The 12175-nt window shown below is 73.4% G+C and carries 11 protein-coding genes; all 11 read left to right on the top strand.

All coding sequences use genetic code 11. The features are described from left to right. On the top strand, positions 1 to 333 hold a 333-nt coding region (locus ACFW1I_RS04830; RefSeq protein ID WP_384666080.1), incomplete at its 5' end, for an alpha/beta fold hydrolase. Between the two features lie 65 nt (positions 334 to 398). Further along, on the top strand, positions 399 to 1352 hold the full coding sequence (locus ACFW1I_RS04835; RefSeq protein ID WP_384666082.1) for an alpha/beta hydrolase: 954 nt from the start codon (positions 399 to 401) through the stop codon (positions 1350 to 1352). After that, positions 1349 to 3238, top strand: coding sequence for an amidohydrolase (locus ACFW1I_RS04840; RefSeq protein ID WP_384666083.1), 1890 nt, complete (start codon positions 1349 to 1351; stop codon positions 3236 to 3238). Before ACFW1I_RS04835 ends, ACFW1I_RS04840 begins: the two co-directional genes overlap by 4 nt. 14 nt (positions 3239 to 3252) lie before the next feature. Beyond that, positions 3253 to 3954, top strand: a complete 702-nt coding sequence (locus ACFW1I_RS04845) for a GPR1/FUN34/YaaH family transporter (RefSeq protein WP_384666085.1) — start codon at positions 3253 to 3255, stop codon at positions 3952 to 3954. 45 nt (positions 3955 to 3999) lie between these two features. Continuing rightward, positions 4000 to 4335 carry a GNAT family N-acetyltransferase gene (locus ACFW1I_RS04850; protein WP_384666087.1) on the top strand — a complete coding sequence of 112 codons (336 nt, stop codon included), beginning with the start codon at positions 4000 to 4002 and terminating at the stop codon, positions 4333 to 4335. Between the two features lie 47 nt (positions 4336 to 4382). Then, on the top strand, positions 4383 to 5108 hold the full coding sequence (locus ACFW1I_RS04855) for an alpha/beta fold hydrolase (RefSeq protein ID WP_384666088.1): 726 nt from the start codon (positions 4383 to 4385) through the stop codon (positions 5106 to 5108). Between the two features lie 104 nt (positions 5109 to 5212). Continuing rightward, on the top strand, positions 5213 to 6544 hold the full coding sequence (locus tag ACFW1I_RS04860; RefSeq protein ID WP_384666090.1) for an ABC transporter substrate-binding protein: 1332 nt from the start codon (positions 5213 to 5215) through the stop codon (positions 6542 to 6544). Beyond that, complete coding sequence (locus tag ACFW1I_RS04865) at positions 6544 to 7509, top strand: carbohydrate ABC transporter permease (RefSeq protein WP_384666092.1); 966 nt, start codon at positions 6544 to 6546, stop codon at positions 7507 to 7509. Before ACFW1I_RS04860 ends, ACFW1I_RS04865 begins: the two co-directional genes overlap by 1 nt. Further along, the gene (locus tag ACFW1I_RS04870) at positions 7506 to 8393 is read left to right on the top strand and encodes a carbohydrate ABC transporter permease (protein WP_384666094.1); all 888 of its coding nucleotides are present in this window, start codon (positions 7506 to 7508) and stop codon (positions 8391 to 8393) included. The genes ACFW1I_RS04865 and ACFW1I_RS04870 overlap by 4 nt, the downstream gene beginning before the upstream one ends. Beyond that, positions 8390 to 11152 (top strand): ATP-binding protein, encoded by a 2763-nt coding sequence (locus tag ACFW1I_RS04875; protein WP_384666096.1) that lies wholly within the window; start codon positions 8390 to 8392, stop codon positions 11150 to 11152. The genes ACFW1I_RS04870 and ACFW1I_RS04875 overlap by 4 nt, the downstream gene beginning before the upstream one ends. Before the next feature lie 134 nt (positions 11153 to 11286). Beyond that, positions 11287 to 12123 carry an alpha/beta fold hydrolase gene (locus ACFW1I_RS04880; RefSeq protein ID WP_384666098.1) on the top strand — a complete coding sequence of 279 codons (837 nt, stop codon included), beginning with the start codon at positions 11287 to 11289 and terminating at the stop codon, positions 12121 to 12123. The last annotated feature ends 52 nt before the right edge of the window (positions 12124 to 12175 follow it).

Raw genomic sequence — 12175 nt, forward strand, 5'->3', positions numbered from 1 at the left:
CCCCACACACACCTTCTCACCCACCCGGCAATTGACCCCGGGCGTTGCCCCCCCCCCGCCCCCCCCGCCGCCGCGCCCGACTGGCCCGCGTCCCAGCGCCCGGTAGCCACCACCGCGCTGGAGGAGAAGGCCGGCGGGGCGGCCTGGAAGACGATCCCGTCCTGGTCGCTGATCGCCACCGCCGACAAGAACATCCCTCCGGCCGCCCAGCAGTGGATGGCCCGGCGCGCCGGCTCGCACGTCACCGAAGTGGACGCGTCGCACGCCGTGGCCGTCTCCCGCCCGGCCGTGGTCACCCATGTGATCCTCGCCGCCGCGCGGGCGACCCGCTGAGCCCCCGCCCCTCCCGTCCCGCCCTCCCGTCCCGTCCCTCCCGATCTCCCGAAGGAGAACCCCTCATGAACGACCGTCCGGTCCTCGAACCCGCCGCCCAGGCGTTCGCCGACGCCACCGCCCAGCCGCCGTACCTGTACCAGATCCCCGTCGCCGAAGGCCGCAAGGCCGTGGACGACGTCCAGAGCGGCGAGGGCGTCCCGCTGCTCGCCGTCGACGAGGAGTGGATCACCGTCCACGGCGGCCCCACCGGCGACGTGCGCGCCCGGATCGTCCGCCCGCGCGGCGTCACCGGCCCGCTCCCCGTCGTCCTCTACATCCACGGCGCCGGCTGGGTCTTCGGCAACGCCCACACCCACGACCGGCTCGTCCGCGAACTGGCCGTCGGCACCGGCGCGGCCGTGGTCTTCCCCGAGTACGACCTCTCGCCCGAGGCCCGCTACCCCGTCGCCATCGAGCAGAACTACAGCGTCGCCCAGTGGGTCGCCCGCGAGGGCCACCACAAGGACCTCGACGGCACCCGGATCGCCGTCGCGGGGGACTCCGTCGGCGGCAACATGAGCGCCGCCCTCACCCTCATGGCCAAGCAGCGCGGTGACGTCACGATCGTCCAGCAGGTCCTCTTCTACCCGGTCACCGACGCGGCCTTCGACACCGCCTCGTACCACGCCTTCGCCGAGGGCTACTTCCTGCGCCGCGACGCCATGAAGTGGTTCTGGGACCAGTACACGACGGACGAGGCCGAGCGCGCCCAGATCACCGCCTCGCCGCTGCGCGCCTCCACCGAGCAGCTCACCGGCCTGCCGCCGGCCCTCGTCGTCACGGCCGAGGCCGACGTCCTGCGCGACGAGGGCGAGGCGTACGCCGCCAAGCTCCGCGCCGCCGGCGTCCCCGTCACCGCCCTGCGCGTCCAGGGCGCCATCCACGACTTCGTGATGCTGAACGCGCTGCGCGACACGTGGGCCGCGGACCTCGCCATCGGCCTCGCCACCGACACCCTCCGGAAGGCCCTCGCATGACCACGACCGGGCCTTCGACGAGCATGCCGGTGGCGGGCCTCGTCCCCGCCCCGCGGCGGGAGCACGAGCACGCCGATCTCCTCGTCCGCAACGCCAAGGTGTTCACGGGCGACCCCGGGCGTCCCGCGGCCCGCGCCGTCGCGATCCGCGACGGCCGGGTCGCGGCCCTCGGCGACGACCACGACCTCGCCCACCTCGTCGGGCCGGGCACCAAGGTCGTCGACGCCCTCGGCCGCCGGGTGGTCCCCGGCCTGAACGACTCGCACCTGCACGTCATCCGGGGCGGCCTGAACTACGTCCTGGAGCTGCGCTGGGACGGGGTGCGCAGTCTGCGCCGCGCCCTGGAGATGCTGCGCGAGCAGGCCGGCCGCACGCCCAAGGGGCAGTGGATCCGGGTCGTCGGCGGCTGGACCGCCGAACAGTTCGCCGAGCGCAGGATGCCGACCGTCGCCGAGCTGAACGCGGCCGCCCCCGACACCCCGGTGTTCGTCCTGCACCTGTACCAGTCGGCGCTGATGAACCGGGCCGCGGTGCGGGCCGCCGGCTTCACCCGGGAGACCCCCGACCCGCGCGGCGGCCAGATCGTCCGCGGCCGGGACGGCGAACCCAACGGCGTCCTGCTCGCCTCGCCGAGCGCTCTGGTGCTCTACTCGACCCTGGCCAAGGCGCCCGCCCTCGACGAGGCCGACAAGCGGACGTCGACGCGGCACTTCCTGCGCGAGCTGAACCGCTTCGGACTGACCTCGGCGGTCGACGCCGCCGGCGGCTTCCAGAACTTCCCGGACAACTACGCGACCGTCGTCGACCTCGCCAGGTCGGGGGAGCTGACCCTCCGGATCGCGTACCACCTCTTCCCGCAGACGGCCGGGCAGGAACTGGCCGACCTCAAGCGCTGGACCGAGATGGTCAAGCCCGGGGACGGCGACGAGTGGCTCCGGCTCAACGGCGCCGGAGAGAACCTGACCTGGGCCGCCGCCGACTTCGAGAACTTCTCCGAACCCCGGCCCGAACTCGGCCCCTACGAGAACGAGTTCGAGCAGGCCGTCCGGCTCCTGCTGGAGAACGGCTGGGGATTCAGGCTCCACGCGACCTACGACGAGACGATCCGGCGCGACCTGGCCGTCTTCGAGAAGCTCGCCGCGGAGGGACTCTTCCCCGGCGGCAACCGCTGGCTCTTCGACCACGCGGAGACCGTCACGGCCGGCAGCCTCGACAGGATCGCCGCCCTGGGCGGCGCCGTCTCGGTCCAGAACCGGATGTCCTTCCAGGGTGCCGCCTTCCTCGACCGCTACGGCGCCGAGGCCGCCGCCCACACCCCGCCGGTCCGGGCCATGCTCGACCGCGGCCTGACCGTCGCCGCCGGCACCGACGCGACCCGCGTCTCCTCGTACAACCCGTGGGTCGCCCTCCACTGGCTGGTCACCGGGCGCACCGTCGGCGGCACCCCCCTCTATCCGGCCGGGAACCTGATCGACCGGGAGACCGCCCTCGGCCTCTACACCCGGGGCGGAGCGCGGCTCACCGGCGAGCAGGACGTCAAGGGAACGCTGCGGGAGGGCTGCTACGGCGACCTGGCGATCCTCTCCGACGACTTCCTCACCGTGCCCGAGGACGTCATCCCCGACATCGAGTCCGTCCTCACCGTCGTCGGAGGCCGGATCGTCTACGCGACCGCGGAGTACGAGGAACTCGACGAGGCCGTCCCGCCGGTCAGCCCCGGATGGAGCCCCGTGGCCCACTTCGGCGGCTACCAGAGCGGCGCCCGGCAGGCCTCGCTGGTGGCCGAGGCCGTCGCCGAGTCCGAGCGGCACCGGCGGTGGCGTGTCGCGCGCGGCGCCGTCCCCGACACCCGGCCGTCGTTCGTCGACCCCTGCTTCGACCACTGAAAGAGAGCCCTCCGATGACCGACACCCCGCCGGACGCTCCCCCGGAACGCCGATTCGAGCCGGACCTGCGGTCGATGACGCGGATCAACCTGCGCCCCATCGCCTCGCCCATGCCGCTCGGCTTCTTCACCATCGCCATCGGGTCCGTGATGACGGGCTGCCTCCAGCTCGGGATCCTCGGCGAGGAGGCCCGCACCGCCGTGGCCTTCACCGTGCTGCCCGCCTTCGTCCTCCAACTCCTGGTCAGCTTCCTGGCCTTCGGTGCCCGTGACGTGATCGCGGCCACGCTGATGGCGGTGTTCGCCGGCAGTTGGCTGCCCTACTCGCTCATCATGCTCAGCGACGCGGCCGACGGCCTGAAGGTCCTCGGCGTCTTCAACCTGGCGCTGCTGTGCTTCGGCGCGCTGATGACCGCCGTGACCGGGCCCAAACGGGCGCTGTGGCTCGTCCTCGCGGTCTCCCTGCCCCGCTGGGCGGCCACCGGCCTCGCCGGTGTCACCGGCGCCGAGTGGCTGACGCGCACGTCCGGGGCGCTCGGCCTCGTGGTGGCGCTGGTCGCGATGTACACGGCGTTCGCCCTGATGCTCGAGGACATGCGCAGCGAGCAGGTCCTGCCCATCGGCCGCAGCGGCCCCGCCCACCTCGCCGTGGAGGGCGACCTCGCCGTCCAGCTCCGCAACCTGGAGCGCCAGGCGGGCGTGCGCCGCACCCTCTGACCCCGGCCACCGGCCGCGCACCACCGCGACCCGACAGGAGCGCCCATGGAACCCCAGGTCATCGACCAGCCCGAGAAGTCCCGCTACGAGATCCTCGCCGTCGCCGAGGCCGATGTCCACGGCGACGGCACCGCCGAGACCGCCGGCTTCGCCGAGTACCACCTCTCGGAGGGCGAGATCGCCTTCATCCACACCGAGATCGATCCCCGCTTCGGCGGCCGGGGTCTCGGCGGGCTGCTCGCCCGCGGCGCCCTCGACGACGCCCGGGCCCGTGGGCTGCGCGTCCTGCCGTACTGCCCCTTCATCCGCGGCTGGATCGGCAAGCACCCCGAGTACGCCGACCTGGTGCCCGAGGCGCGCCGCGCCCGCTTCGGTCTGTGAACCACCCCACCACCACCTTCCCCAGCCGCCTGCCGAGGAGTTCCCCCGTGTCCCGACACGCCCGCCCCACCGTCGTCCTCGTCCACGGCGCGTTCGCCGATGCCTCCAGCTTCGCCCGCGTCATCCCCGAACTCACCGCCGCCGGCCTGCCCGTGGTGGCTCCGGCGGTGCCCAACCGCGGCCTCGTCGACGACGCCGCGTACATCGCCTCGGTGGTCCGTGCCGTCGAAGGCCCCGTGATCCTGGTGGGGCACTCCTACGGCGGCGCCGTCATCACGCTCGCCGGTGCGGAGGACAACGTCCGCGCCCTGGTGTACCTCGCGGGGTACGCGCTGGTGGAGGGGGAGAGCCTGGGCGAGCTGCAGGGCGGCTTCCCCGACTCCGGCCTCGCCGACGCGCTCGTCTACACGCCGTTCCCCGTGGCGGGCTCCGACGAGACCGGCACCGACGTCTCGGTGGCGGTCGACCGGTTCCCCGACCTGTTCGCGGCGGACGTCGACCCTGACCTCGCCGCGGTGCTCGCTGTCTCCCAGCGTCCCCTGGCCGCCCAGGCGTTCTCGGAGGCGGCACCGGTCGCCGCGTGGCGGACCAAGCCCTCGTGGGGCCTGGTCGCCTCCGCCGACCGCACGATCAACCCCGACGTGGAGCGGCACGGCTACCGGCGGGCCGGCATGACCACCGTCGAGGTCGACTCCTCCCACCTGGTCATGCTCGCCCGGCCCAAGGCCGTGGCGGAGCTGATCCTGGAGGCGGCCCGGTCCACCGGGCACTGACCCTGCGCTTGAGCATCGAACGATTGGTCTATGTCGTTCGAACCCGGTAGCTTTCCGAAACGTCCGCCGAGAACGCGCGGCGGGCGATCGGAGGAAGCACACCCATGAGGTCCGGCGCGAGGCTCGCGCTCGCCGTCATCACCCTCGCCGCCATCGCCACCGCCTGCGGCACCGCCCAGGACGGCGGTCCGCGGTCGCGCGCCACCGCGGACTGCGCCCCGTACGCCCGCTACGGCGAGCACCCCGGCACCGAGGTCACCGTGTACGCGGAGAACCGGGACCGGGAAGCCGACCTGTTCGAAGAGACCTGGGCGGACTTCGCCGACTGCACGGGCATCGACGTCCAGTACGAGGGGGACGGGGAGTTCGAGGCCCGGATCCAGCTCCGGGTCGACGGCGGAAACGCCCCCGACGTGGCGTTCTTCCCCCAGCCCGGCCTCATGGAACGCTTCGCGCGGGCGGGGCGGCTGAAGCCCGTGAGCGCCGGCGTCGAAGCCCTGGCGAAGCAGGGCTGGTCGGCGGACTGGAACGGCTACGCGACCGTGGACGGAACCCTCTACGGCACTCCGCTGGTCGCGAACGTGAAGTCGTTCGTCTGGTACTCCCCGACGTTCTTCCGGGAGAGGGGACTGAGCGTCCCCCGCACCTGGACCGAACTGATGGCCGTCACCGAGAAGGTCGCGGCGTCGGGCGTCAAGCCGTGGTGCGCGGGCGTCGAGTCCGCCGAGGCGACCGGCTGGCCCGTGACGGACTGGATCGAGGACGTCCTCCTGCGCCAGCAGGGCACGGACGTCTACGACCGATGGGTCGCCCACGAGATCCCGTTCGACGACCCCCGGGTGATCAAGGCCATGGACACCGTGGGGTCCCTCCTCAAGAACGACCGGTACGCCAACGGCGGTTTCGGCCCGGCCCGGTCGATGGCGTCGATCTCCTTCCAGGAGGCCGGCACCCCGATCCTCTCCGGCGACTGCGCGATGCACCGCCAGGCGTCTTTCTACGCCGACATGTGGCCGGAGGGCACCGAGATCGGACCGGACAAGGACGTCTCCGTCTTCCTCCTGCCGGGCGCCGACCCGGCGAGCCGCCCCGTGCTGGGCGGCGGGGTGTTCACCGCGGCGTTCGCCGACCGCCCCGAGGTGCGGGCGTTCCAGGAGTACCTGGCCTCCGCCGACTTCGCGAACGCGCGCATGAAGAAGGGCCCGTTCGTCTCCGCGAACAAGGGCGTGGATCCGGCCAACTCCGCGACCCCGGTCGACAGGCTCTCCATCCAGCTGCTCCAGGACCCCAGGACACAGTTCAGGTTCGACGGTTCGGACCTGATGCCGGCGTCGGTCGGCGCCGGCACGTTCTGGAAGGGAGCGGTCGACTGGATCGGCGGCGCGAGCACCCGGCAGGTCGCCGCCTCCATCGAACGGTCCTGGCCGAGCAACTGATGTCGTTCGACGCCGTCGCCCAGCAGCCCAAGCTGCTCTACCTGCTCCAGGGCGTCGCCGCCTTCGCGGCGGTCGTCGCCCTGATCCTCCTGGCACTGCACCGGGGGCCGGTACGGAGGAGGGCCGCGGCCCTGATCCTGCTGGCCCCCGCGCTCCTGCTGCTCACGACGGGTCTGCTCCTGCCCGCTCTGCGCACGCTGGCGCTGTCGTTCACCGACAGCGGGGGAGGCGCCTGGGTCGGCCTCGACAACTACGTGTGGATGGCCACCGACCACCAGGCGCTGGTGGCGCTCCGCAACACCCTGATCTGGGTGGTCGTCGTGCCGCTGACGTCCACCGCGGTCGGTCTGGTCTACGCGGCGGCCGTGGCGCGGTCGCGGTTCAGGACGTTCGCCCTGTCCCTGGTCCTGACGCCGATGGCGATCTCCTTCGTCGGCGCGGGCGTCGTCTGGAAGTTCGTCTACGCCTACCGCCCCGCGGAGGCCGGGCAGATCGGACTGCTGAACCAGCTCGTCGTCGCGTTCGGCGGCGAACCGAGGCAATGGCTCGTGGACTCCCCCTGGAACGTCCTGTTCCTCATCGTGGCGATGGTGTGGACCCAGGCGGGCTTCGCCGCCGTCCTGCTGGCCGGCGCGATCAGGGCCGTACCCGCCGAGCTGACCGAGGCCGCCCGCCTCGACGGCGCGTCCCCCGGGCAGGTCTTCCGGCGGATCACCGTGCCGTCGATCAGGCCCACGCTGCTCGTCGTGCTCCTCGCCCAGGCGATCGGCACCCTGAAGGTCTTCGACATCGTCAGGACCATGACCGGCGGACAGTTCGACACGGGCGTCCTCGCCCACGAGATGTACGACCAGACCTTCCGCTACGGCGAGACCGGCCGCGGCGCGGCGCTCGCCGTGCTCCTCTTCCTCCTCGTCACCCCCTTCGTCGCCCACCAGGTCCGGGCCCGGCGGAGGACGCGGTGAACGGCGTCCGGGAGCGGCTGTCCTCCCGCGCCTTCACGACGATCGCCGTGGTGATCGCGGTCCTGTGGACGACACCGACCCTCGGCCTCCTGCTCTCCTCGTTCCGCCCCGAGGAGGAGATCAAGTCGACGGGCTGGTGGACCGTGTTCGGCGCGCCGCACCTCACGCTCGACAACTACGGCGAGGTGCTGTCCAGCGGCGGGAACGAGTCGGGGCGGCTCGCGGAGTACTTCGTCAACTCCCTCGTCATCACCGTCCCCTCGGTGCTGTTCCCGCTCGTCCTGGCCTTCCTCGCGGCGTACGCCCTGGCCTGGATCGACTTCAGGGGCCGCGACGCGCTCGTCGTCGGCGTCCTCGCGCTCCAGGTCGTGCCGCTCCAGATGGCGCTCGTCCCGCTCCTCAAGCTCTTCACGCAGGGATGGCTGTTCCTGCCCGCGTGGCACGCCACCGGAGCCGCGCGGTTCGGCCAGGTCTGGTTCGCCCACACCGCCTTCGCGCTGCCGTTCGCGGTGTTCCTCCTGCACAACTTCCTGGCGGGGCTGCCCCGGGACATGATCGAGGCCGCCCGCGTCGACGGCGCGTCGCACGGCACGCTGCTGCTCCGGATCGTGCTGCCGCAGTCCCGCCCGGCCCTCGTCGGCTTCGCCGTCATCCAGTTCGTCTGGGTGTGGAACGACCTCCTCGTGGCACTGACGCTGTCCGGCGGCACGGCCGAGACCGCGCCGATGACGGTCAGGCTGGCGAGCCTGGCCGGGACCTACGGCAACGAGTGGCACCGGCTCACCGCCGGAGCCTTCGTCGCCGCGCTCGTCCCGCTGCTCGTCTTCCTCTCGCTCCGCAGGCACTTCGCCCGGGGACTGCTCGAAGGATCGGTGAAGGGATGAGCCGGACGAGCCCCGACCGGCCCGACGAGCAGCGCGCGACGACGGGACTGAGCCGGCCCGGCCTGCGGGGCCGCGAAGCCGAGCTGGAGCAACTGCGCGCCCTGGTCGCGGCGGTGCGCGACGGCGAGGGCGGCGCGGTCGCGCTGCTGCTCGGCGAGCCCGGGATCGGGAAGACCGCGCTGCTGCGCGAGACCGTCTCGCTCGCACGGGCCCACGGCTTCGTCGTCAGCCACGGACGCGCCGAGGAACTGCACGAACTCGCACCGCTCGCCTCCCTGGCCTCGGGCCTCCTGCACGGCGACCCGCCGCTGCTCTCCGGCGCCGACTTCGCGGACCTCGCCGGCCACCACGACCAGCGCATCTGGCTCGTCGAACGACTGGCCCAGCTGATCGAGGAACGCGCGGCGGGCAGGCCCGTGCTGATCGCGGTCGACGACGTCCAATGGGCCGATCCGCTGAGCCGGTTCGCCCTGAGCGTCATGCCGGCCCGGCTGCTCAGCACCCCCGTCCTCTGGCTGCTCACCAGCAGGGAGAACCCGGAGCTGTACGGGCAGGGGCCGCTGACGACGACCCTCCCGCTGCGGCCGCTGTCCGGCACGGCCCTGGCCGAACTGGCCCGCGACGTCCTCGGCGGGGACATGCCGGCCCGGGTCGAGGAACTCCTCGACGGGGCGGGCGGCAACCCCTTCCTCGCGGCCGAGATGCTCTCGGGCATCGCGGCGACGGGCGCGGACCGGCCGGAACCGCCCGAGCGGCTCGTCCTCGGCGTCCGCGGCCGACTGGCAGGCCTCCGGCCGGACACCCTGCACTTCCTGCGGATCGGCTCGGTCCTCGGCCGCGCGTTCGCGCTCTCCGACGCCGCCGCCCTGTGCGGCCGGCCCGCCTCCGCGCTGAGCGCCGAGGTGGACGAGGCGATCGCCGCCGCCCTCCTCCACGACGACGGCGAACGCCTCCTGTTCCGCCACGACCTGCTCCGCCAGGCGGTCTACGCCGACCTCGCCCCCTCCGTGCGCCGGGCCCTGCACCGGGAGGCGGCCAGCCGGCTCGTCGCGGCGGGCCGGAGCTCCGGCGACGCCGTCCCCCATCTGCTGAAGAGCGCCGAACCCGGCGACACGGAGGCGATCGGACTGCTCCGCACCGCCGCCGACGACGTGATCGCCGTGATGCCCGACCTCGCCGCCGACCTCGCCGTGCGCGCCCTGGAACTCGTACCGCCCCGCGCGCCCATGGCGTACGACGTGGGGGAGCGGGCCGTCGTCGCGCTGACCCGCGCGGGCCGGTACACGCGGGCCCGGGACATCGGCGACGCGCTGCTCGCCCGGCAGCCGCCCATGGACGTCTTCGCCCGCCTGCAGTGCGTGCTCGGCGACGCTCTCTGGCACCTCGACGACGTCCACGAGCTGTCCCGCCGCACCACGACGGCGCTGGCGGCCGTCACCGACCCGGCGGTCCGCGCCCGGCTGACCGCCCGGCTGGCCCTGGCCAAGTCCCGCGGCAGCGACCTCGGGGCCGCCCGCGCGACCGGGGAGCGGGCGCTCGCCGAGGCGGAGCGGGCCGGTGACCGGGAGGCGCGCGTCCTCGCCCTGTGGGGGCTCGGCGAGACGGCCCTCAACAGCGGCGACTGCGCCGCGGCCGTCCGCCACCACACGGCGCTGAGCGTGTTCGACGCGGCCTTCCTCCCGGAGGAGGCCGTCGCCCTGATCCACCTGGACGACTTCGACGCCGTACGGCGCCTGCTCCGCTCGGCGGGCGACGCGCCCCTGCGCCCCGCCATGCTGATCTGGGCCCAGGGAACCCTGAACCTGGGGCTCGGGCGGCTCGACGACGCGGACGCCGACTTCGTCACCGCCGAGCGTCTCGAAGCGGACCTCCACGTGCCCGGCAACCTGGTCAACATCCGCGTCAACCGAGGGCTCCTCGCGATGCTGCGCGGCGACCGCGAGGCCGCCCGGGAACACCTCGACGTCGTCCGGGCGACCGTGGCCGACCGGCCGAACACGGGCAACCACGCCACGCACCGCTACTTCGAGGCCGTCGTCGCCGACGCCGAGGGCGACCACGCGGCAGCGGCCGAACTCGTCCGGTCGGCGCAGCGCGACCACCCCTTCCTCCGGTGGCGGCTCCTGCGCCCCCACGTCGTGCAGGCCGTCCACATCGCCCTGCGCGGCGGCGACCGGAAACTGGCCGAGGACCTCGCGGCCCAGACCGCCGCCCACGCCGCCCGCAACCCCACCGTGCCGACCGCCCAGGGGACGGCCGCCCACGCGTCCGCGCTGGTCACCGCCGACCACCGGCTCCTGGAGCGGGCGGTGGACCTCCTCCTCGGCGGCCCCCGGCCGCTGCCGCTCGCCGCCGCGTCCGCCGACCTCGGACGGGCGCTGCTGACCTCGGGCGGCGCCGCGACCCCCGCCCTGACCAGGGCGCACGACCTCTACGCCCGGGCCGGGGCCGATGCCGAGGCCGACCGGGTCCGGGCCGACCTGGAACGGGCCGCACGCCGCCCGGGCCGCCGCACCGGACGCGTCCGGTCGCGCACCGATCAGGGCTGGGACGCGCTCACCGCCTCGGAACGCAAGGTGGCCCGGCTGATCGCCGCGGGCCACACCAACCGGTCGGCCGCGGAGGCCCTCGTCGTCTCCCCGCACACGGTCAACACCCACCTGGCGTCGATCTTCCGCAAGCTCGCCGTGCGCTCACGGGTCCACCTGGCCCGGATCGTCCTCGCGGAGGACGACGCCGGGACGGCCACCGGCGACTGAGCGACCTCTGCGCCCCCGTGCAAGGAGCGGTGCGCGGAACGGCAACAGGAGGCGGGGGACCGGTCCTAGCGTGACGGACACACACCGCGCCGCTCCGCCGCGCGGACCCGTCCACCCGAAACGAGGGACCCCCCATGCCGTACATCACCGTGGGCCAGGAGAACACCAACCCCATCGAGCTGTACTTCGAGGACCAGGGCGCCGGGCAGCCCGTCGTCCTCATCCACGGCTTCCCGCTCGACGGCCACTCCTGGGAGCGCCAGAGCGCCGCCCTGCTCGACGCCGGCCACCGCGTCATCACGTACGACCGCCGCGGCTTCGGCCGCTCCTCCCAGCCGACCACCGGCTACGACTACGACACCTTCGCCGCCGACCTGAACACGGTGATGGAGACCCTCGACCTGAAGGACGCCGTCCTCGTCGGCTTCTCCATGGGCACCGGCGAGGTCGCCCGCTACGTCTCGACGTACGGCTCCGGCCGCGTCGCCAAGGTCGCCTTCCTGGCCTCCCTGGAGCCCTGCCTGCTCAAGAGCGACGACAACCCGGACGGCGTCGCCCCGAAGGAGTTCTTCGACGGCGTCGTCGCCGCCGTCAAGGCCGACCGGTACGCCTACTACACGGCCTTCTTCCAGGACTTCTACAACCTCGACGAGAACCTGGGCACCCGGATCAGCGAGGAGGCCGTCCGCAACAGCTGGAACACCGCGGCCCGCGGCGGCTCCTTCGCCGCCTCCGCCGCCCCGTCGACCTGGTACACCGACTTCCGCGCCGACATCCCCGCCGTCGACGTGCCGGCCCTGATCCTGCACGGCACCGCCGACCGCATCCTGCCCGCCGAGGGCACCGCGCGCCCCTTCCACAAGGCGCTCCCGTCGGCCGACTACGTCGAGATCGAGGGCGCCCCGCACGGTCTGCTGTGGACCCACGCCGAGGAGGTCAACACCGCCCTCCTCGCCTTCCTCGCGAAGTGACGCCCTTCCCGTCGACCTTCCGGGGTGGCGCCGGAACCCCCGGCGTCACCCC

Source organism: Streptomyces sp. NPDC058955, from assembly GCF_042741435.1.
Classification (GTDB): domain Bacteria; phylum Actinomycetota; class Actinomycetes; order Streptomycetales; family Streptomycetaceae; genus Streptomyces.